The sequence below is a fragment of the Streptomyces sp. NBC_00440 genome, assembly GCF_036014215.1.
Classification (GTDB): domain Bacteria; phylum Actinomycetota; class Actinomycetes; order Streptomycetales; family Streptomycetaceae; genus Streptomyces.
In genome coordinates this window covers 3164996-3187034 of the sequence record NZ_CP107921.1, presented here as the reverse complement: position 1 = coordinate 3187034, position 22039 = coordinate 3164996, and the positions used below count along the sequence as shown (strand labels likewise).

At 69.2% G+C, this 22039-nt stretch carries 17 protein-coding genes and 1 riboswitch; of the genes, 7 read left to right on the top strand and 10 right to left on the bottom strand.

The genetic code is table 11. The annotated features are described in order from the left end of the window. Positions 1-51 precede the first annotated feature (51 nt). Together OHB13_RS14195 and OHB13_RS14190 are read right to left on the bottom strand one after the other, a co-directional pair. Positions 52-1305 (bottom strand): D-arabinono-1,4-lactone oxidase, encoded by a 1254-nt coding sequence (locus tag OHB13_RS14195; RefSeq protein WP_266856177.1) that lies wholly within the window; start codon positions 1303-1305, stop codon positions 52-54. Continuing rightward, entirely contained in the window at positions 1302-2771 is a 1470-nt protein-coding gene (locus OHB13_RS14190; RefSeq protein WP_328377332.1) for an aldehyde dehydrogenase family protein, read from the bottom strand. The genes OHB13_RS14195 and OHB13_RS14190 overlap by 4 nt, the downstream gene beginning before the upstream one ends. A gap of 300 nt (positions 2772-3071) precedes the next feature. Between OHB13_RS14190 and OHB13_RS14185 the strand changes: the two genes are divergently transcribed. The 6 genes from OHB13_RS14185 (at position 3072) to OHB13_RS14160 (ending at position 11714) form a co-directional block, all read left to right on the top strand. Next, complete coding sequence (locus OHB13_RS14185) at positions 3072-4649, top strand: PucR family transcriptional regulator (protein ID WP_328377331.1); 1578 nt, start codon at positions 3072-3074, stop codon at positions 4647-4649. Between the two features lie 289 nt (positions 4650-4938). Next, positions 4939-5034: riboswitch (glycine riboswitch) on the top strand. 151 nt (positions 5035-5185) lie between these two features. Beyond that, positions 5186-8047: an aminomethyl-transferring glycine dehydrogenase gene (gene gcvP / locus OHB13_RS14180; protein ID WP_328377330.1), complete on the top strand. Its 2862-nt coding sequence runs from the start codon at positions 5186-5188 to the stop codon at positions 8045-8047. A gap of 27 nt (positions 8048-8074) precedes the next feature. Further along, complete coding sequence (locus OHB13_RS14175) at positions 8075-8902, top strand: glycine cleavage system protein T (RefSeq protein ID WP_328377329.1); 828 nt, start codon at positions 8075-8077, stop codon at positions 8900-8902. Further along, positions 8899-9273, top strand: a complete 375-nt coding sequence (gene gcvH, locus OHB13_RS14170) for a glycine cleavage system protein GcvH (RefSeq protein ID WP_328377328.1) — start codon at positions 8899-8901, stop codon at positions 9271-9273. Before OHB13_RS14175 ends, gcvH begins: the two co-directional genes overlap by 4 nt. Position 9274: 1 nt before the next feature. Continuing rightward, positions 9275-10237, top strand: coding sequence for a lipoyl synthase (gene lipA, locus OHB13_RS14165; protein WP_328377327.1), 963 nt, complete (start codon positions 9275-9277; stop codon positions 10235-10237). A 94-nt stretch (positions 10238-10331) separates the two neighbouring features. Next, the gene (locus OHB13_RS14160; protein ID WP_328377326.1) at positions 10332-11714 is read left to right on the top strand and encodes an L-serine ammonia-lyase; all 1383 of its coding nucleotides are present in this window, start codon (positions 10332-10334) and stop codon (positions 11712-11714) included. 88 nt (positions 11715-11802) lie between these two features. On the opposite strand, the gene OHB13_RS14155 is transcribed toward OHB13_RS14160, so the two are convergent. From OHB13_RS14155 to OHB13_RS14145, 3 genes are all read right to left on the bottom strand, one after another. Further along, complete coding sequence (locus tag OHB13_RS14155; protein ID WP_328377325.1) at positions 11803-12405, bottom strand: Uma2 family endonuclease; 603 nt, start codon at positions 12403-12405, stop codon at positions 11803-11805. Positions 12406-12516: 111 nt separating this feature from the next. Then, on the bottom strand, positions 12517-13206 hold the full coding sequence (locus OHB13_RS14150) for a TetR/AcrR family transcriptional regulator (protein ID WP_266856195.1): 690 nt from the start codon (positions 13204-13206) through the stop codon (positions 12517-12519). Beyond that, positions 13203-14186 carry an acyl-CoA desaturase gene (locus tag OHB13_RS14145; RefSeq protein WP_266856197.1) on the bottom strand — a complete coding sequence of 328 codons (984 nt, stop codon included), beginning with the start codon at positions 14184-14186 and terminating at the stop codon, positions 13203-13205. The genes OHB13_RS14150 and OHB13_RS14145 overlap by 4 nt, the downstream gene beginning before the upstream one ends. 245 nt (positions 14187-14431) lie before the next feature. Between OHB13_RS14145 and ppc the strand changes: the two genes are divergently transcribed. Further along, positions 14432-17167 (top strand): phosphoenolpyruvate carboxylase, encoded by a 2736-nt coding sequence (gene ppc / locus OHB13_RS14140; RefSeq protein WP_266856199.1) that lies wholly within the window; start codon positions 14432-14434, stop codon positions 17165-17167. Between the two features lie 66 nt (positions 17168-17233). Here ppc and OHB13_RS14135 read toward each other — a convergent pair whose 3' ends face one another. The 5 genes from OHB13_RS14135 to glmU form a co-directional block, all read right to left on the bottom strand. Beyond that, the gene (locus OHB13_RS14135; RefSeq protein ID WP_266856201.1) at positions 17234-17698 is read right to left on the bottom strand and encodes a hypothetical protein; all 465 of its coding nucleotides are present in this window, start codon (positions 17696-17698) and stop codon (positions 17234-17236) included. Between the two features lie 81 nt (positions 17699-17779). Then, the gene (pth, locus tag OHB13_RS14130; protein ID WP_266856203.1) at positions 17780-18376 is read right to left on the bottom strand and encodes an aminoacyl-tRNA hydrolase; all 597 of its coding nucleotides are present in this window, start codon (positions 18374-18376) and stop codon (positions 17780-17782) included. Positions 18377-18568: 192 nt separating this feature from the next. Continuing rightward, complete coding sequence (locus tag OHB13_RS14125) at positions 18569-19159, bottom strand: 50S ribosomal protein L25/general stress protein Ctc (protein WP_327297172.1); 591 nt, start codon at positions 19157-19159, stop codon at positions 18569-18571. Positions 19160-19337: 178 nt separating this feature from the next. After that, positions 19338-20315: a ribose-phosphate diphosphokinase gene (locus OHB13_RS14120; RefSeq protein WP_164266846.1), complete on the bottom strand. Its 978-nt coding sequence runs from the start codon at positions 20313-20315 to the stop codon at positions 19338-19340. Positions 20316-20454: 139 nt separating this feature from the next. Further along, positions 20455-21948, bottom strand: a complete 1494-nt coding sequence (gene glmU, locus OHB13_RS14115; RefSeq protein ID WP_266856209.1) for a bifunctional UDP-N-acetylglucosamine diphosphorylase/glucosamine-1-phosphate N-acetyltransferase GlmU — start codon at positions 21946-21948, stop codon at positions 20455-20457. Positions 21949-22039: the final 91 nt, after the last annotated feature.

Below are 22039 nucleotides of genomic sequence, written 5' to 3'. Positions count from 1 at the left end.
GGCCGTTGACGTGAGCCACGACCAGGGATCCCGGTGTGCGCGCGGTGCGGATCACCCGAGCAGCGGGCGCAGGTGATCGTTGAGAAAGAGACCCCTGGGGTCGAACTGCTTGCGGATACCGATGAATCTGTCGAGCTCGGGAAACATCTGCTCCATACGAGCCCGGGTCGTGAAATGCAGCTTTCCCCAGTGGGGACGGGCGTTGTACGGCTGCAGGACGGCATCGACGTCGGAGAGGTAACCCCAGTAGTCGGTGCCGGCCGTGACGGTGATGGTGATCACCGTGTTGTCCCGCTTGTACTGCTGCGAGAGGTAGGCGTCGTCGGCGGCCACCCAGCGCACCTCGACGGGGTAGGTCTCGTTCGGGTACTTCCGGTGGATGAGTTCGCGGATCTCGCGGAAGGCGTCGAGCCCCTGCTCACGAGGTACGAAGTACTCCAGCTCGTTGAAGATGCGCCCGAAGCCGTCGGGGTAGATCCGGTAGGACCGGTCGGCACGGTGGCCCTCGGTGGTGTCGATGCCCTCCGGCTCACGGATCTCCGCGAGGTCGTACACCTTGGTGTACGCGCGGTCCGCCATGGGCCGGCCGGCCGGCGTGGGCAGCTCGAAGAGCTCGGCTCCTCCATCTGTCGGGCACCAGAGGAACGAGAAGTGCCGGTGGGCGTCGGGGTTGACGTCCCAGCCGCTGATCAGCTCGTCGACGTGCGGGTAGGTGATCGTCTCGCGCAGGTGGTACTTGGGCGACACTTCGAGCTCCACCTCGATGACGACGCCCAGCGAGCCCAGCGACACCTGTGCGGCGCGGAGCACGTCGAGGTCGTCCTCACCGATCTCCACCACATCGCCGTTCCCGTCGATGAGCCGGACATAGCGGACCGCTGCCGAGAAACTCGCGAGACCGGATCCCGAGCCGTGGGTGCCGGTGGCGATCGCACCGGCGATGGTCTGCTTGTCGATGTCCCCCTGGTTGGACAGTGCCAGTCCGGCCTCCCAGAGCGCATCGCCGAAGGCACTGATCGGGGTACCGGCCAGGGCCCGGGCCCGCCGCCGGGTCACATCCGTGCCGGTCACGCCGGAGAGATGCTTGAGGCTCAGCAGCAGGCCGCCGGTCTGCACCAGCGGTGTACTTGAGTGCCCGGTGCCGGCGACCCGGACGCTTAGCCCCTCGGCGATCGCCCGGCGTACGACAGCCAGCAACTCGGCCTCGTTCGACGGCTCGGCGTACTGGGCCGGGCTGAAGACCTGGTTCTCTCCCCAGTTCTGCCAGACGATTCCGCGCTTGAGGCCGGTGCGGATGCCGCTCATCGTGCGTCGGCCCCTTCGCGTCCATCGGCCGCCGGGGCTTCCGGGCGTGACCGGTTCACCATCACGTGCTTGGTGCGGGAGTAGTCGTCGAGTGCGTAGGCCGACAGGTCCCGGCCGTAGCCCGACGCCTTGAAGCCGCCCCAGGGCATCTCGGTCGCGAACGTCAGATGGTCGTTGACCCACACCGTGCCGAAGTCGAGCTGCCGCGGCAGGTCGGCGGCGCGTCGCGCGTTCTCCGTCCACACCGATGCCGACAGGCCGTACGGCGTCGCATTGGCCGCCGTGACCGCGGCCTGCTCATCGGTGAACGTCTCGACGGTGACGACGGGACCGAAGATCTCCTCCTTCGTGCACTCGGCGCCGGCCGGCACGTCCACGAGAACCGTCGGAGGAAAGAACCATCCGGGCCCCTCGGGGGCGTGGCCGCCGATCGCCGCACGCGCGCCTTCCGCGACCGCGCGCTCCACGAAGCCGGCAACGGTCCGGTGGTGCGCCTCGGACACGACGGGGCCCATCTCCACCTGGTCGCCGGCGGCGGGGTCACCCACCACGAGCGTCCCGGCCCGTTCGACGAGCGCGTCGACGAAGTCGGCCGCCACCGACTCATGGACCAGAACGCGACAGGCGGCGCCACAGTCCTGGCCGCTGTTGCCGAAACCGGCGAAGCGCAGGGTCTCGGCAACAGCCGCGATGTCGGCATCGGGGAAGACCACGACCGCGGCCTTGCCGCCGAGCTCCAGGTGCACCCGCTTCACCGAGTCGGAAGCCGCCCGTGCGACGGCCTGGCCGCTGCGCACCGAGCCGGTGACCGAGATCATCGCGACCTGGGGGTGCCTGGCCAGCGCCTCACCCACGACAGCCCCTTCGCCCGTGACGACGTTGAGCACTCCCGGCGGCAGTACGTCGGCGAGGAGTCCGGCGAGACGGAGCGAGGTCAGGGGCGTGGCCTCGGACGGCTTGAGCACACAGGTGTTGCCGGCCGCCAGGATCGGCGCGATCTTCCAGAGCCCGGTCAGCAACGGGTAGTTCCATGGCGTGATGGCGGCGACCACCCCCACCGGCTCGCGGACGATCATCGACGTCCGGCCCTCGGCGTACTCACCGGCGCTGAGGCTGAGCTGCGCACGGACGGCGCCCGCCATGAACTGCATGGTGTCGATCGACCCGTCGACGTCCTCGCGCGCGAGCCACAGCGGCTTGCCGGTGTTCACCGACTCAAGGGCAGCGAGCTCCTCCCGGTGCGCCTCCATCACCGACGCGGCCTTGAGCAGGAGACCTGCCCGGTCCTTGGGGGTCAGAGCCCGCCAGGTGAGGAAGGCGGCCTGGGCCGCTTGCACGGCCGCGTCGACGTCCTCCGCGGTGCCCCGGAGGACTTGGCTGATCCGGCAACCGGTGGCGGGGTTGTACACCGGGATGGCATCGACGCTCGCCCCCGAGGTGGAGACACCGTTGATGAAGTGCTTCATGGGTGCAAGCAGCTCCGGGGGAACCGGCGCCGGAGCGTCCGGTGAGGGACGGACCAGATGAGTCCCATTCGTGGTGTGCAGAGCCAGAGACATGGACGAAACCTTTCTGCAGGTGCTGACCCCACCCGGCAGGTGAGGCCTTGCCCACGATGGTGCGCGCCACCGCGCTCATGAGCTCTGCTCAATCCGTCAAAGCGATGACATCGGATTTGTGCAGACGCACAGTCCTGTGGACTGGCTGCGCCTGCCACTTCTGTACAAATAGGTGATAACGATCGCCGGGTGAACTACCGTCCTGGCATGACGATCACCGTTGCAGAACTGCTGGAGATGCCGCACCTGCGGCTCCGTCTCCTGTCCGGCCGGGACGGGCTGCAACGGGAGGTCAGCTGGACGCACACCTCCGACCTGCCTGAGCCGTGGCAGTGGCTGACGGGCGGGGAGCTGCTGATGACCAACGGCATGTCGTTTCCGAAGACGGCCGGTGAGCAGGAGGAACTCCTGAGGCGGCTGATGGGAGCGGGCGCCAGCGCTCTCGCCATCGGCGAGAAGATGTACTGCCCACCGCTCACCGCGCGGTTCACCGAGGTCAGCGAGTCACTCTCGCTCCCGGTGCTTCTGGTGGACTATCCGATGCCGTTCATCGCGATTTCCCGCGCGGTGGCAGCCGCCAACCTGCTGGAACAGTCGGACCGGCTGATCCGGACCGAGCGAATATATTACGCACTGCAACGCGCGGTCACCGAAAAACGTAAGCCGTCCCAGCTGGCCACCGCGTTGTCGCAGCAGTTGGGCTGTGCGCTGCATGTGTGCCACCGCGAGTCCGCCGAACCGTGGTTTCCCGACAGCCCCGGACTCGACGAGAGGCTTCGCCAGGCCCTGTCGCAGGCCCACCTCGGTTCCCGGCAGGTCAGCGCCGGGGCGTTCGTCACGTATCTGGGCGACGGCCGGGAGATGCGGCTGGCGGACATTCCCACCCAGCCCGGTGCCGTGCTCGTCCTGGTCTCCGACGGGCAGAGCGTGCTCGACGCCATCCTCATGCAGCACGCCGCGACCGTGATCGCCCTGGAGATGTCCCAGGCCCTGGTGGACCTGGAGCACCGCCGGCGGCAAGGTGCCGAGTTCCTGGCCCGGCTCATCGACGGCAGCGCCGAGCCCAGGGGCGGTCGCAGCCAACTCCTCGAAGCCGGGATCGATCCGGCGTCCGCGGTCCTGTACGCCGTCTCATCCGACGACAGCGCCCGGCTGCGTGAAGTGCACGTCGCTCTGTGGCGCAACGGGGTTCCGCATCTGGTCGTGCACCGCTCCGGGGTGCTCTACCTGCTGGCGCACGACAAGGAGAGGGTGCTGCGCATCGTCCATTCCCACGTCGGTCCCTCCGCGTCGGTGGGGGTGAGCAGCCCGGTCAAGACCATGGACCGCATCCCCGAGGCGGCACGGGAGGCACGCTGGGCGAGCCAGTCGGCCGAGCACAACAAGACGCCTACCTTCCGCTACGGGGAGGCCACGCCGTTCCTCGGTGTTTCCGGCATCGACGACGCGATGGCACTCGTCGACCGTGTGCTCGGGCGGCTCCTGGAGCATGAGTCCAAGCACCGGGGCGAACTCCTGCCCACCCTGGAGAGCTTCTTCGACCATCAGCGCTCCTGGCAGAAGACGGCGAATGCCTTGCATGTGCACCGGCAGACAGTGCTCTACCGGATCCGCAAGGTCGAAGACATCACCGGGCTCAACCTCGACCGCACCCGGGACATCGCCGAGCTGTGGCTTGCCCTGCAAGCGCGTTCGATGCTGCCGGGCGCCGCTGAACCGGAAGGCACCGGCAGGAACGCACATCGCGCTCGGGGGAGTGATGACAGGGCCGGGGACGACCGATGATCCCGGAACGGGGGGCACTTGACGGCCGCGTGGCGAGCTCGTATGTTCCTCGCAAGATCCGGCCATCCGCCGGCAACTCTCCGGCGGACTCCGGAAGAGCAGACGCTCAGGCGTCTCGCCCAGGGTGCGGGCCGCGGAATCGCGGCGAAGCTCTCAGGACCGTTCGGCACATGAGAAGTGACGAAGGATCCCGTCGCCGGCCCCGTGCTCGCATCCGCAAACCGCACCTCACCGCACCTCACTTCACCTGACCTTTCGGTCAGGCCCGACAACTCCACATCGTGCCGTTCGAACCGAAGCGGGAGAGCCCTCGCCCATCCTTGGCGAGGCGCCGAAGGAGCAACCTTCCCCAGAATCTCTCAGGCCCAACTACCGCTTCGGTGAGGCAACTCTGGAAAGTCAGGACCGCGTGTCCTGCGCCCACGGTGCAAACCGCCCGACCCGGCGGTGAAGCTCTCAGGTACCGATGACAGAGCGGGGAGGTCACCCATCCACGGCGCCGCTTCCGCGGTGCCCTCATGAGGGAGCCTCCCGCCATGACCTCACCCGGTGCCTCCGCGTCCGGAGAGTTCGCCACCCGTCACATCGGTGTCAGCGAAACCGACCAGGCCAAGATGCTGGCCGAAGTCGGTTACCCGACACTGGCCGGCCTCATGGACGCGGCCGTTCCGGGCGGCATCCGGAACACCTCCGAACTGAACCTGCCCGCCGCCGCCACCGAGGCGGAGGCACGCGCCGAACTGCAGGAGATGGCGAGCAGGAATACCGCGGCCGTCCCGATGATCGGCCTCGGCTACCACGCGACCACCACGCCCGCGGTGATCCGGCGCAACGTGCTGGAGGACCCGGCGTGGTACACCGCCTACACGCCGTACCAGCCGGAGATCAGCCAGGGGCGGCTCGAAGCGCTGATCAACTTCCAGACCATGGTCGGCGACCTCACCGGGCTGCCGACCGCCAACGCGTCGCTGCTCGACGAAGGCACCGCCGTCGCCGAAGCCGTCACCGTCATGCGCCGCGCCGTACGCGGAGTCCGCCCCCGCGTCCTGGTCGACCGCGACACCCTGCCGCAGACCCTCGACGTCCTGCGCACGCGCGCCGCCGCGGTCGGCATCGAGGTCGTCGGGATCGATGTCGACGAGCCGCTGCCCGATGGGGACTTCTTCGGAGTGGTGCTGTCCTACCCGGGCTGCTCGGGCGCCGTCCGCGACCTGCGCGAGGTGACCGCTGCGGCACGGGCCCGCGGGGCGCTGGTCACCGTGACCGCCGACCTGCTGGCGCTCACCCTGCTCGTGCCACCGGGTGAGTTCGGCGCCGACATCGCCGTGGGCTCGTCCCAGCGGTTCGGTGTCCCGCTGTTCTACGGCGGGCCGCACGCCGGCTACATCGCCGTCCGCGCAGGGCTGGAACGTCATGTGCCCGGCCGGCTCGTGGGCGTGTCCGTGGACAGCGCGGGCCGGCCGGCGTACCGGCTCGCCCTGCAGACCCGAGAGCAGCACATCCGGCGCGACAAGGCGACGTCCAACATCTGTACCGCGCAGGTGCTGCTGGCCGTGGTCGCATCGATGTACGCCGTCCACCACGGCCCCGAAGGCCTGGCCGAGATCGCCCGGCGAACGCACCGGCACGCCACGCTCATTGCCGCCGGGCTGCGGACGGCCGGGATCACGGTGGTGCACCGCGCGATCTTCGACACCCTGCTGGTACGGGTCGACGGCCGCGCCGAAGAGGTCGTCGCGGCTGCGCACGGCAAGGGCCTGCGGCTGCGGCTGGTGGACGGCGACCACGTCGGCGTCTCCTGCTCCGAGGTCACGACCGAGGACCATGTCCGCCTCGTACTCGACGCGTTCGGCCGGTCCGGGGGCGACCAGGACGAGCCGGCGGCCGACGCTCCGGTGACGATTCCGCCGGGACTGCGCCGTACCTCCCCCTTCCTCACCCATCCCGTCTTCCACCAGCACCGCTCCGAAACCGCGATGCTTCGCTACCTGCGCAAGCTCTCGGGCCGTGACTTCGCGCTGGACCGCGGCATGATCCCGCTCGGGTCCTGCACGATGAAGCTCAACGCGACCACAGAGATGGAACCGGTCAGTTGGCCCGGCTTCGCGGACCTGCACCCGTTCGCGCCGGTCACCGACGCGGCCGGGTACCTGACCCTCATCGGGCAGCTGGAGACATGGCTGGCCGAGGTCACCGGCTACGCCAAGGTCTCCGTCCAGCCGAACGCCGGATCACAGGGCGAACTCGCGGGCCTGCTGGCGATCCGCGGCTACCACGGCAGCAACGGCCAGGCCGGACGCGACGTGTGCCTGATACCGGCAAGCGCCCACGGCACCAACGCGGCGTCCGCCGTCATGGCCGGGATGCGTGTGGTCGTGGTGGCATCACGGCCCGACGGCACGGTCGACCTCGACGACCTCAAGGCGAAGTGCGCCGAGCACGCCGAAGCCCTGGCCGCGATCATGGTGACGTACCCCTCGACGCACGGTGTCTACGAGGAGAGCATCACCCGGCTGTGCGAGCTGGTGCACGAGCACGGCGGACAGGTGTACGTCGACGGGGCCAATCTCAACGCGCTGCTCGGCGTCGCCAAGCCCGGTGAGTTCGGTGGCGACGTGTCCCACCTCAACCTGCACAAGACGTTCTGCATCCCGCACGGCGGCGGCGGGCCGGGCGTCGGCCCGGTCGCGGTGGCCGAGCACCTCGCGCCGTACCTGCCCACGCACCGGCTGCACCCCGACACCGGGAGCCGGGCAGGGACCGGACCGGTGAGCGCCGCACCGTTCGGCAGCGCCGGCATCCTGCCGATCCCGTGGGCCTACATCCGGATGATGGGCGGGGAAGGGCTGACCAGGGCGACACAGACAGCCGTGCTGAGCGCCAACTACGTCGCCCGCCGGCTCGCGCAGCACTTCCCCGTCCTGTACGCCGGGGAGGACGGCCTCGTCGCACACGAGTGCATCCTCGACGTACGCCCGATCACCGCTGCGACGGGTGTGACGGTCGACGACATCGCCAAGCGGCTCATCGACTACGGCTTCCACGCGCCGACGATGAGTTTCCCGGTCGCCGGCACGCTGATGGTCGAGCCGACGGAAAGCGAAAGCCTGGCGGAGCTGGACCGCTTCTGCGAGGCGATGATCGCGATCCGCGCGGAGACCGACCTGGTGGACAAGGGCGTCTGGACCCTTGACGGGTCCCCGCTGCGACAGGCACCGCACACCGCGGCCGCGCTCGCCGGTCGGTGGACCCACGCCTACTCGCGCGAACGGGCCGTCTTCCCGGCGGGCGTCACACCGGACAAGTACTGGCCGCCGGTCGGCCGGATCGACCAGGCACACGGCGACCGGAACCTGGTCTGTTCCTGCCCGTCCCCCGAGTCGTTCGAGTCGATCTGACCGGTCACGGTCCGAGGGGAAACCACCATGTCCACCCTGTCCAAGAAGTCACCACTGCACGACGTCCACACGGAGCTCGGTGCGCGGTTCACCGACGTCGCCGGCTGGTCCATGCCGCTGTGCTACGCCTCCGGACCGGCTGAGCACCACGCCGTACGGACCACCGCCGGAATCTTCGACCTCACCCACCTGGGCGAGATCGAACTGTCCGGCCCCGAGGCGGGCCGGGCCCTCGACCACGCCCTGGCCGGGGAACCGTCGAAGACCGCCGTCGGCCGCACCAGCAGCTCCACGCTGGTCCACGAGACCGGCGCAGTACTCGACGACCTCCTCGTCCACCGCCTGGCCGGGCAGCGATACCTCGTCGTGGCCAACGCCGCCAACACCCTGATCGTGCTCTCCAGCCTGCGTGACCGGATCGACGGCTACGCCGCCACGATCCGGGACGCGTCCGGCGACTGGGCACTGATCGCGGTCCCGGGCCCGAAGTCGCCGGAGATCGTCAGCGAACTGGCCGACGTCGACGTGCCGTTGCTGCGGTACGACGCGATCGGACCGGCACGGCTGGCGGACCACGACGTGCTGCTCGCCCGCACCGGCCGCACCGGCGAGGACGGCCTGGAGATCTACTGCCGCCCCCAGGACGCGGTGCCCCTCTGGCGGGCCGTCAGCGCGGCGGGCGCGGAACACGGCCTGGTCCCGTGCGGCCTGGCCTGCCGCGACACGCTGCGCCGTGAGGCCGGCCTGCCGCTGTACGGCAGGGAACTCACCGTCCGCACCACGCTGTTCGACCCAGGACCCGGCCGCCCTTCCACCGCCGCCGGGCCTGACCATTTCCGGAGGGAACAACCATGAACCTGCCCACCGACCTCATGTACACCAGCGACCACGAGTGGATCGCGACCGACGGTGACCTGTCGACCGTCGGGGTCACCGCCCACGCCGCCGACGCGCTCGGCGACGTCGTCTACCTCGACCTGCCCGCCGTCGGCGCGACGGTCAAGGCCGGCGACGTGTGCGGAGAGATCGAGTCGACCAAGTCGGTGAGCGACCTGTACGCGCCGGCCGACGGCGAGATCGTCGAGATCAACGAAGACGCGGTCGCTGACCCCGGCCGGGTCAACGCCACCCCTTTCGGGGCAGGTTGGCTGTTCCGGATGCGGATCACCGGCTCGCCGGACCTGCTGGACGCCGCCGCCTACGCGGCCCTCACCGCAGGAGCCTGAGATGTCCGTACCGGACCTCGGCCCTCCCGCTTCCCCCGACGGCCGCAGGCTGCTCCGTCTTGAGGTGCGGAACAGCCGGACCCCCATCGAGCGCAAGCCCGAGTGGGTCAGGACCCGGGCCAGGATGGGGCCCGAGTACACGAAGATGCGAGCCCTGGTGGAGTCCGATGGGCTGCACACGGTCTGCCAGGAGGCGGGCTGTCCCAACATCTACGAATGCTGGGAGGACCGCGAGGCCACCTTCCTCATCGGCGGCGACCAGTGCACCCGGCGCTGCGACTTCTGCCAGATCGACACCGGCAAGCCCCGGCCCCTGGACCGGGACGAGCCGCGCCGGGTGGCGGAGTCCGTGGCCGCGATGGGGCTGAGGTACGCCACCATCACCGGGGTGGCCCGCGACGACCTGCCCGACGGGGGTGCCTGGCTGTACGCCGAGACGGTCCGGCAGATCCGCGCACTGAACCCCGACACCGGGGTGGAGAACCTGGTCCCGGACTTCAACGGTGTCCCCGAACTGCTCACCAAGGTCTTCGAGTCCCGTCCGGAGGTGCTGGCGCACAACGTGGAGACGGTGCCACGGATCTTCAAACGGATCCGGCCCGCGTTCCGCTACGACCGGTCGCTCGGTGTGCTCACCGCGGCACGGGAGGCCGGGCTGGTCACCAAGTCGAACCTGATCCTGGGCATGGGCGAGACCCGGGACGAGATCTCGACCGCGTTGCGGGACCTGCACGACGCCGGATGCGACCTGATCACCATCACCCAGTACCTGCGGCCCTCCGTACGGCACCACCCGGTGGAGCGGTGGGTCAGGCCCGAGGAGTTCGCCGAGCTCAGGGAAGAAGCCGAGGAGACCGGCTTCGCCGGAGTGATGTCCGGCCCCCTGGTCCGCTCCTCCTACCGCGCCGGACGGCTCTACCGGCAAGCACGCGACAGGAAGCACCGGCAGGACCCGGCCGGCTGAACACCGCTGACGACGCTGCGCGGGGGCCACGCCCACGTCGCACCTGCATCCCTTTCCCTCCGCCCACCCTTCACCTTCCACAGGAGGCACCGCCATGCCCATCTCCGTCTTCGATCTCTTCTCCATCGGCATCGGCCCCTCCAGCTCACACACGGTGGGCCCGATGCGGGCCGCCCGGATGTTCGTCGGCCGGCTGAAGGAGGACGGTCTGCTCGCGCAGACGGCCTCGGTGCGGGCGGAACTCTTCGGCTCGCTCGGCGCCACCGGCCACGGCCACGGCACACCCAAGGCCGTACTGCTGGGCCTGGAAGGCCACGAGCCGCACACCGTGGACGTGGACAGCGCCGACGAGGAGGTCACCCGGATCCGTACCGCCCGGCGCCTGCGGCTGCTGGGCACCGACCTCGGCGACGCCCACGAGATCGCCTTCGACCCCGACACCCAGCTGGTGCTGCACCGCCGCCGCTCCCTGCCCCACCACGCCAACGGCATGACCCTCTCCGCCCACGACCACGGCGGGCCACCGCTGCTCGACAAGACCTACTACTCGGTCGGCGGCGGCTTCGTCGTCGACGAGGACGCGGTCGGCGAAAACCGGATCAAGCTCGACGACACCGAGCTCAAGCACCCCTTCCACACCGGCGACGAACTGCTGCGCCGCTCCCGCGAGACCGGTTTGTCGATCTCCGCCCTGATGCTGGAGAACGAGAAGGCCTGGCGCACCGAGGACGAGATCCGCACCGGCCTGCTGGAGATCTGGCGCGTCATGCAGGCCTGCGTGGCACGCGGCCTGTCCCGCGAGGGCATCCTGCCCGGCGGGCTGAAGGTCCGCCGCCGCGCGACCACGTCCGCCCGCGCGCTGCACGCCGAGGGCGACGCGGCCGGCCGGGCCATGGAGTGGGTCACCCTGTACGCCATGGCGGTCAACGAGGAGAACGCCGCCGGCGGCCGGGTCGTCACCGCCCCGACCAACGGCGCGGCCGGCATCATCCCGGCCGTCCTGCACTACTACCGCACCTTCGTGCCCGGCGCCGACGACGACGGCACCGTGCGGTTCCTGCTGGCGGCCGCGGCGATCGGCATGCTGTTCAAGGAGAACGCCTCGATCTCCGGGGCCGAGGTGGGCTGCCAGGGCGAGGTCGGCTCAGCCTGCTCGATGGCCGCCGGCGCCCTGGCCGAGGTGCTCGGCGGCTCCCCGGAGCAGGTGGAGAACGCCGCGGAGATCGGCATGGAGCACAACCTGGGGCTGACCTGCGACCCGGTCGGCGGTCTGGTGCAGATCCCCTGCATCGAGCGGAACGGAATGGCCGCGGTCAAGGCGATCACCGCCGCACGGATGGCGCTGCGCGGCGACGGCCGGCACCACGTGTCCCTCGACAAGGTCATCAAGACCATGAAGGAGACCGGCGCGGACATGAAGATCAAGTACAAGGAGACGGCGCGAGGCGGGCTCGCGGTCAACGTCATCGACTGCTGACGCGGACGGACCGCCCCAGCGGGGGGTGCGTAGTCCGGTGCAGCCGAGCGGAATGCCACTGCCCCGGCACAGCTGACCAGCCTTGCGGCTACAACTGCGTGAGAGCGTCCGTCGTGATGTCGATGCCCAGGTCGTACGGGACACCGAGCTTGAGCTGGTCGTGGTGAATACCGGTCAGCGCGTACGCCTTGGTCACCGGGTCGAGCTCGTACACCCGCACCACCGGATGCCGGCTCTCGCCGGTCATCTCCACCAGCCAGAAGTGCTCGATACCGGCGGCCGCGTACTCGCGTGGCTTCGTGTCGCGGTCACGGGCCTCCGAGTCGGGGGAGACGACCTCGACGGCGAGCAGAACATCCGCGGCTTCGAAGCTGGTCTGCTCCGGACCGGTGACTGCACTGGCCCGGATGACGGAGATATCGGGCTCGGGACCATTGCGGCGGTCCAGGACGACCGTCATCTCCCGGCGGACCTTCAGGTGCCCGGGCACTGTGCTGCGCAGGCCGGTCATCAGGAGATCGATCATGCGGCTGTGGAAAATCCGCTGTGGACTCACGAAAACAAGGCTCCCGTCGAGCAGCTCGGTGTGCGGCGGGAGGCCGGGCAGCGTGAACAGGTCGTCCACGGTGTATCCGTCCTGGGGCGGCACGGGCCAGCGGAAGCTGTGCCCGGCGAGCGGCTCGGCGGTCATGGTTCCTCCCATAGGCGGAATTCTCGGCCTGCGCCACCACGGTAGCGGCCGAAAACCACATGAGTCATCACAACGGGTGACGCCACGGCCTTCGCACCACGGCCGGAACCGTCACCCCTTCCGGTGGCCTATCAGCCGCGGCTTCGGCTCCAGACCGTCCAGACCGTGCCACGCCAGGTTCACCAGATGCGCCGCCACCTCCGCCTTCGGCGGCTTGCGGACGTCCAGCCACCACTGGCCCGTCAGCGCCACCATGCCGACCAGCGCCTGCGCGTACAGCGGCGCCAGCTTCGGGTCGAAGCCGCGCGCCTTGAACTCCATCCCCAGGATGTCCTCCACCTGGGTGGCGATATCGCTGATCAGCGATGCGAACGTCCCCGTCGACTGCGCCACCGGCGAGTCCCGCACCAGGATGCGGAAACCGTCCGTGTACTCCTCGATGTAATCCAGCAGCGCGAAAGCCGCCTGCTCGCACAGCTCACGCGGATGGCCGGCCGTCAGCGAACCCGTCACCAGATCCAGCAGCTGACGCATCTCCCGGTCGACCACCACCGCGTACAGGCCCTCCTTGCCGCCGAAGTGCTCGTACACCACCGGCTTGGAGACCCCGGCCTTCGCCGCGATCTCCTCCACCGACGTGCCCTCGAACCCCTTCGCGGCGAAGAGGGTGCGGCCGATGTCCAGCAGCTGCTCGCGGCGTTCCTTCCCGGTCATACGGACCCGGCGCGCACGCCGGGCCGCGGGCGGGCGGTTCTTGCCACCGCTGGTACTGCTGCCTTCGATCGCCACGTCTGTCATCATGCCGTTTCTGTGAGCGCGCTCTTGCGCCGTGCATCGATCCGGGAAGCCGACGGCCAGCGCACATCGGTCGCCCAGCCCAGCTGCTCGCACCAGCGGATCAGACGCGCACTGGAATCCAGCTGGCCCCGCAGGACACCGTGCCGGGCGGACGTCGGGTCCGCGTGGTGCAGGTTGTGCCAGGACTCCCCGCAGGACAGGATCGCCAGCCACCACACATTGCCCGAGCGGTCACGCGACTTGAACGGCCGCCTGCCCACCGCGTGACAGATCGAGTTGATCGACCAGGTCACATGGTGGAGCAGCGCCACCCGGACCAGCGAACCCCAGAAGAACGCCGTGAAAGCGCCCCACCACGACATCGTCACCAGACCGCCCACCAGCGGCGGAATCGCCAGCGACACAGCCGTCCAGTAGATGAAGTTCCGCGAGATCCAGCGGATCGCCGGGTCCTTGATCAGATCCGGGGCGTACTTGTGCTGTGGCGTCTGCTCCTCGTCGAACATCCAGGCCATGTGCGCCCACCACAACCCCTTGAGCAGGGCAGGGAAGGTCTCGCCGTAACGCCACGGAGAGTGCGGGTCACCCTCCGCGTCGGAGAACTTGTGGTGCTTGCGGTGATCGGCCACCCAGCGGACCAGCGGCCCCTCGACCGCCAGCGAACCCATCATCGCCAGCACGAGACGCAGCGGACGGTTCGCCTTGAAGGCGCCATGCGTGAAATACCGGTGGAAACCGATCGTGATGCCATGGCAACCGACGTAATACATCACCACGAGCAGACCCAGATCGAGCCAGCTCACACCGCCCCAGCTCCAGGCCAGCGGCACCGCCGCGACCAGAGCGAGAAACGGCACGATGATGAAGAGCAGCAGACCGAACTGCTCGACGGAGCCTTTGCTGTCCCCGCCCAGCGTCGCGCGGGGGACTACAGGTCCGGTCGGGGTCTGGGCGTCATCGATCAGATCGGGACCAATGGTCATAAGGGACGTCCCCCGTGGGGTGAGGAATGCGGCTGATGCCCGGCTACGGTTCCGTAACCTACGGCCTCGTAAGTATGTCAGCGAGCAGCCTCGCGGCAAGAGGGCTGTGGACGCCCCGGCGAGCCGGACAACCGGACACCTATCCTGTGTGCGTGTCGTCGGACAGCGCGGTCCGTTCTGTGACTTCTGGGAATGACACCCAGACCCCTTTGCCAGTCGTGCCAACACTGCAAGGAGCCGCACCTGTGAGCAGTGCCGACCTGAACTCCACCCCGACCGCCAGCCCCGAGCTGCGCGCCGACATCCGCCGCCTCGGTGATCTGCTGGGCGAGACCCTCGTACGCCAGGAGGGCCCCGAACTCCTCGAACTGGTCGAGCGCGTCCGCGCCCTCACCCGCGAGGACGGCGAAGCAGCAGCCGAGCTGCTCGGAGACACCGGCCTGGAGACCGCAGCCAAGCTGGTGCGTGCCTTCTCCACCTACTTCCACCTGGCGAACGTCACCGAGCAGGTGCACCGTGGCCGCGAGATGCGCGCCGTGCGGGCCGCCGAGGGCGGGCTCCTCGCCCGCACCGCCGACCGGCTCAAGGACGCCGACCCCGACCACCTGCGCGAGACCGTACGCAACCTCAACGTACGGCCCGTCTTCACCGCGCACCCCACCGAAGCCGCACGGCGCTCCGTACTCAACAAGCTGCGCCGCATCGCCGAGCTTCTGGAAACCCCCGTCATCGAGGCCGACCGGCGCCGCCACGACCTGCGGCTCGCCGAAAGCATCGACCTCATCTGGCAGACCGACGAACTGCGCGTCGTACGGCCCGAACCCGCGGACGAAGCGCGCAACGCGATCTACTACCTTGACGAACTCCACGCAGGCGCCGTCGGCGACGTCCTGGAGGACCTCGCGGCCGAACTCGAACGCGTCGGCGTCGAACTGCCCGCCGGCACCCGCCCCCTGAGCTTCGGCACCTGGATCGGCGGCGACCGCGACGGCAACCCCAACGTCACCCCCGCCGTCACCTGGGACGTGCTGATCCTCCAGCACGAACACGGCATCACCGACGCCATCGACCTCGTCGACTACCTCCGCGGCCTGCTCTCCAACTCCATCCGCTACACCGGCGCCACCCAGGAACTCCTCGACTCCCTCCAGCTCGACCTGGAACGCCTCCCCGAGATCAGCCCCCGCTACAAGCGCCTCAACTCCGAAGAGCCCTACCGGCTCAAGGCCACCTGCATCCGGCAGAAGCTCGTCAACACCCGCGAACGCCTCGCCAAGGGCACCCCGCACCGCGTCGGCCGCGACTACCTCGGCACCGCCGAACTCCTCAGCGACCTCACCCTCATCCAGGCCTCGCTCCGCGACCACCGCGGCGGACTCTTCGCCGACGGCCGGATGGACCGCACCATCCGCACCCTCGCCGCGTTCGGCCTCCAGCTCGCCACCATGGACGTACGCGAACACGCCGACGCCCACCACCACGCCCTCGGCCAGCTCTTCGACCGGCTCGGCGAAGAATCCTGGCGCTACGCCGACATGCCCCGCGAATACCGGCAGAAGCTCCTCGCCAAGGAGCTCAGGTCCCGGCGCCCACTCGCCCCCAGCCCCGCCCCGCTCGACGCGGCAGGCGAGAAGACACTCGGCGTCTTCCACACCATCAAGCAGGCCTTCGAACGCTTCGGCCCCGAAGTCATCGAGTCCTACATCATCTCGATGTGCCAGGGCGCCGACGACGTCTTCGCCGCCGCCGTACTCGCCCGCGAAGCCGGACTCATCGACCTGCACGGCGGCTGGGCCAAGATCGGCATCGTGCCGCTCCTGGAAACCACCGACGAACTGCGCGCAGCCGACGTCATCCTCGACGAAATGCTCGCCGACCCCTCCTACCGGCGCCTCGTCTCCCTGCGCGGCGACGTCCAGGAGGTCATGCTCGGCTACTCCGACTCCTCCAAGTTCGGCGGCATCACCACCAGCCAGTGGGAGATCCACCGCGCCCAGCGCCGGCTGCGCGACGTCGCCCACCGCTACGGCGTACGGCTGCGGCTCTTCCACGGCCGCGGCGGCACTGTCGGCCGCGGCGGCGGCCCCTCCCACGACGCGATCCTCGCCCAGCCCTGGGGCACCCTCGAAGGCGAGATCAAGGTCACCGAACAGGGCGAGGTCATCTCCGACAAGTACCTCGTGCCGTCCCTTGCCCGCGAGAACCTCGAACTGACCGTCGCCGCCACCCTCCAGGCATCCGCCCTGCACACCGCGCCCCGCCAGTCCGACGAATCACTCGCCCGCTGGGACGCCGCCATGGACGTCGTCTCCGACGCCGCGCACGCCGCGTACCGCAAGCTGGTCGAGGACCCGGACCTGCCGACGTACTTCCTCGCCTCCACGCCGGTCGACCAGCTCGCCGATATGCACCTCGGCTCCCGGCCCTCCCGTCGCCCGGGATCGGGCGTCTCGCTCGACGGCCTCCGCGCCATCCCCTGGGTCTTCGGCTGGACCCAGTCCCGGCAGATCGTGCCCGGCTGGTACGGCGTCGGCTCCGGCCTCAAGGCGCTGCGCGAGACCGGACTCGACACCGTCCTGGATGAAATGCACGAAAAGTGGCACTTCTTCCGGAACTTCATCTCCAACGTCGAGATGACCCTCGCCAAGACCGACCTGCGGATCGCCAAGCACTACGTCGACACCCTCGTGCCCGACGAACTCAAGCACGTCTACGCCGACATCGAGGCCGAACACGAACTGACCGTCCGGGAAGTACTGCGCATCACCGGCGGCCAGAAGCTGCTCGACTCACACCCGGTGCTCCAGCAGACCTTCGGTATCCGCGACGCCTACCTGGACCCGATCTCCTACCTCCAGGTCTCCCTGCTCGCCCGCCAGCGGGCAGCGGCCGAACGCGGCGAGGAGGCGGACCCGACACTCGCACGGGCCCTGCTGCTCACCGTGAACGGCGTCGCGGCGGGGCTCCGCAACACGGGGTGACCTCCGGCCGGGACCGGGGGGCCCGGGCGCGCACGTCGCGCCGGGCCCCCCGGTCCCGGGGACTGCTCACAGCGCGACGAACGCCGCCACCAGCAGCCCCGCGCCCGCCGCCCCCACCGCCCACGCCGTACGTGTCATCCGCAGCCCGCCCCCGATCACCAGCGCCGCCAGCAGCAGCGCGCCGCCCAGCGGCACCCACGCGTGCAGCCCCCCGGCCCAGCCCGTCCTGATCGCCTCATGGCTGCCCGGACGGACCACCACCGGCAGCCGCTCGCCCTTCTCCGCCGCCGTCGACTTGTCGATGACCAGCCCGCTGTGCGCAGCCGAACCGGCCGCCGGCACAAACGGCCCCGAACACGTGTCACCCGCACACGAGGCCACCGTCAGAGTCCCGTGGTCACGGCCCTTCGCAAGAATCACATGCTGCGCCGTCCCCCACGACGACCAGAAACCGGCCACCAGGATCAGCACCGCGACACAGCCCATCGCTGCCCGGCACGCGTACAGCAGGACGCCACGACTCCGCTTCATGGGGCGCGATCCTTGGCCATAGGACCACGCCAGGTCAACCCATCAGGGAACCCGGCAGCACCAGCCGCACAAGGAGCAGCCTCAGGAGTTGTACGTGGTCTGCGCCCGGTCGAGGCCCTCGATGATCAGCGCCTCCACCGCGTCCGCCGCCCGGTCCACGAAGTACCCCAGCTCCTTGCGCTCGGCCGACGAGAAATCCTTCAGCACGAAGTCGGCGACCTGCATCCGGCCCGGCGGACGGCCGATACCGAACCGGACCCGGTGGTAGTCCGGACCCAGCGACTTGGTCATCGACTTCAGACCGTTGTGGCCGTTGTCCCCGCCACCCAGCTTGAGCCGCAGCGTCCCGTAATCGATGTCCAGCTCGTCATGGACGGCGACGATGTTCGCCGTCCCCACCTTGTAGAAATCGCGCAGCGCCGTGACCGGGCCACCCGAGAGATTCATGTACGACATCGGCTTGGCCAGCACCACCCGCCGGCCGGCCGGCCCCGGCGGCCCCAGCCGGCCCTCCACGACCTGGGCGCGGGCCTTGTGCGCCTTGAACCGGCCCCCGATGCGCTCGGCGAGCAGATCGGCCACCATGAAGCCCACGTTGTGGCGGTTGGCCGCATAGTCGGGGCCTGGATTGCCGAGGCCCACGACGAGCCAGGGAGCGGTCGGGTCGGGCGTCGTCATCTGCACGTCTCCATCTGCACGTGTCCGGCCACCTGTTGAGCCGGCAGGCCGGTGAAGCCGGTGAACAGCCAGCCGCCGCCCGCACCTTGCGGCACGGACGGCGGTTTCGGACACACTCCGGGACTCACTCCGGGAACTCCGGGACAACAGGACCCCGGGCCGCCGGAACAGTCGGCGGAATCAGCGCGAGGCTCAGGCCTCGGCGCCCTCGGCCGCCTCGGCGGTCTCCGCAGCCGGCTCCTCGGCCTGCGCGGACACGACCTGGATGACCACCGCGTCCTCGTCGGTCGCGAGAGTCGTGCCGGACGGCAGCGGAACATCCTTGGCCAGGATCGAGTCGCCCGCGTCCATGCCCGCGACCGAGACGGTGACCGACTCGGGGATGTGGGTGGCCTCGGCCTCGACGGTCAGGGTGTTCAGCACGTACTCCAGCAGGTTGGCGCCCGGCGCCAGGTCGCCCTCGGCGTGCACCGAGACCTCGACCGTGACCTTCTCGCCCAGCTTGACCGCGAGCAGGTCGACGTGGGTCAGGTTGCGCTTGATGGCGTCACGCTGGATCGCCTTCGGGATGACCAGCTCGGTGCGGCCCTCGATGTCCAGACGGAGCAGCGCGTTGGCGGTCTTGAGCGCCATCATGAGCTCGTGGCCCGGGAGGGTGATGTGCACGGTGTCGGCGCCGTGGCCGTAGATGACCGCGGGAACCTTGTTCTCGCGACGGATCTGGCGGGCAGCGCCCTTGCCGAACTCGGTACGGACTTCAGCGGTGAGCTTGACCTCAGCCATGTGGCACTCCTCGGAGGTGACGAAAACGGATGGGTCACCCGGCCACGTATCGCGGCCTGCTACGAAGAGCGCGTCGATAACGGAGTCCCGTACCCATGAGTACGGCCTCCCTCGCCGAGCAACTCCGTGAGTCTACCCGGCGGGGAGGCCGTCCCAGAAATCGATCTTCAGGCCGCTGTTACGCCTGCTCCTCGAAGAGGCTGGTGACCGAGCCGTCCTCGAAGACCTCACGCACCGCGCGGGCGATCGTCGGCGCCATCGAGAGCACCGTGATCTTGTCGAGCTCCAGGTTGTCCGGGTCCGGCAGCGTGTTCGTGAAGACGAACTCGCTCACCTTGGAGTTCTTCAGACGGTCCGCGGCCGGGCCGGAGAGCACACCGTGCGTCGCCGTCACGATGACGTCCTCGGCGCCGTTCGCGAACAGCGCGTCCGCGGCGGCACAGATCGTGCCACCGGTGTCGATCATGTCGTCGACCAGGACACAGACGCGGCCCTTCACCTCACCCACGACCTCGTGCACGGTGACCTGGTTGGCGACGTCCTTGTCACGGCGCTTGTGCACGATGGCCAGCGGCGCACCCAGCCGGTCGCACCAGCGGTCGGCCACACGCACCCGGCCGGCGTCCGGGGAGACGATGGTCAGCTTCGAACGGTCCACCTTGGCGCCCACGTAGTCCGCCAGTATCGGCAGCGCGAACAGGTGGTCCACCGGGCCGTCGAAGAAGCCCTGGATCTGGTCCGTGTGCAGATCGACCGTGAGGATACGGTCCGCACCCGCGGTCTTCATCAGGTCCGCGATCAGCCGGGCCGAGATCGGCTCACGGCCGCGGTGCTTCTTGTCCTGCCGCGCGTAACCGTAGAACGGCACGATCACGGTGATGCTCCTGGCCGAGGCCCGCTTCAGAGCGTCGATCATGATCAGCTGTTCCATGATCCACTGGTTGATGGGAGCCGTGTGGCTCTGCATCAGGAAGCAGTCGGCGCCACGGGCCGACTCCTGGAAGCGGACGTAGATCTCGCCGTTCGCGAAGTCGAAAGCCTTAGTCGGCACCAGGTCGACCCCCAGCTGGGACGCGACCTCCTCGGCCAGCTCGGGGTGGGCGCGGCCGGAGAAGAGCATCAGCTTCTTCTCGCCGGTCGTCTTGATCCCGGTCACAGCACAGTCTCCTCAGACGTGTTGATCGCTGCTGGGCGAGCCAGCCGGCGGTATGTACGGGGGCGTATCCCGGAGTCCCGGCCCGTAAGCCGAGCATGCGTCTATCACGGTACGCGCAGATGAACGCACGTGTTTCCGGTCAGCTTTCGTCACGGGGCTGATCAGAGGCGGCCTGAGCGGCCCGCGCGGCAGCACTTCCCGGCCGCTTCCTGGCCACCCAACCGTCGATATTCCTTTGCTGGCCCCGGGCGACGGCCAGCGCACCGGCCGGCACGCTCTTCGTGATCACGGAGCCCGCAGCGGTGTAGACACCGTCCCCGACCGTGATGGGAGCCACAAACATGTTGTCCGAACCGGTCCGGCAGTGCGACCCGATCGTTGTGTGGTGTTTGTCCTGTCCGTCATAGTTCACGAAGACACTCGCCGCACCGATGTTGCTGAACTCACCGATCGTCGCGTCACCGACATACGACAGATGCGGCACCTTCGAACCCTCGCCGATCGTGGCGTTCTTCGTCTCCACATACGTCCCGATCTTGCCCCGCGTACCGAGCCGCGTACCGGGCCGCAGATAGGCGTACGGGCCCACCGTCGCGCGCTCCCCGACCTCCGCACCGTCCGCCACCGTGTTGTCCACCCGGGCATACGCACCCACCACGGTGTCCTTCAGCCGCGAGTTGGGCCCGACCTCCGCACCCTCCGCGAGATGCGTCGTACCCAGCAGCTGCGTACCGGGATGGATCACCGAATCCGGCTCGAACGTCACCAGCACATCGACGAAAACCGACGCGGGATCGATCACACTCACACCGGCGAGCATCGCCCGCTCAAGCAGCCGGGCATTGAGCAGCGCACGCGCCTGCGCCAGCTGCACCCGGTTGTTGATCCCGACGATCTCCCGGTGGTCACCGGCCACCGACGCCCCGACCCGGTGACCGGCCGTCCGCAGGATGCCGAGCACATCGGTCAGATACTCCTCGCCCTGGCTGTTGTCGGTGCGCACCTTGCCCAGGGCCTCCGCCAGCAGCCGCCCGTCGAAGGCGAACACCCCCGAGTTGATCTCCCGGATCGCCAACTCCGCCTCGGAAGCGTCCTTGTGCTCGACGATCGAGATCACCGCGCCGGTGGCGTGGTCGCGCACGATCCGCCCGTACCCGGTGGCGTCGGGGACCTCCGCGGTCAGCACGGTGACGGCGTTGCCGTCGGTGGTGTGCGTGGCGGCGAGCGCCGCCAGGGTCGCCCCGGTGAGCAGCGGGGTGTCGCCGCAGACGACGAGAACGGTGCCTTCGGGGGACGCGCCCAGCTCTTCGAGGGCGGTACGGACGGCGTGCCCGGTGCCGTTCTGTTCGAGCTGCACGGCGGTCCGTACGTTCGCGTCGGTCTCGGCGAGATGCGCCTGGACCTTCTCGCGCTCGTGCCCGACGACCACGACGAGCTGCTCCGGCTCCAGCTCACGGGAGGCGGCGACGACATGCCCGACGAGCGAGCGCCCGCTGACCTCGTGCAGGACCTTCGGCGTGGCCGACTTCATCCGGGTGCCCGCACCGGCCGCGAGCACGACGACGGCGGCGACCGAGGGAGCCTCTCCCCCTGTTCGCGCGGATCCGAGACCTTGGGGGGGATTGGCGCTCACGGTGGTGCCCTTCGGGTGCGGGTGGGTGGATATCCGCAGAATACCGGGGGGCCGGGGGGTGGAAATGGGGGCGGGGCTTGACCAGGTAGGT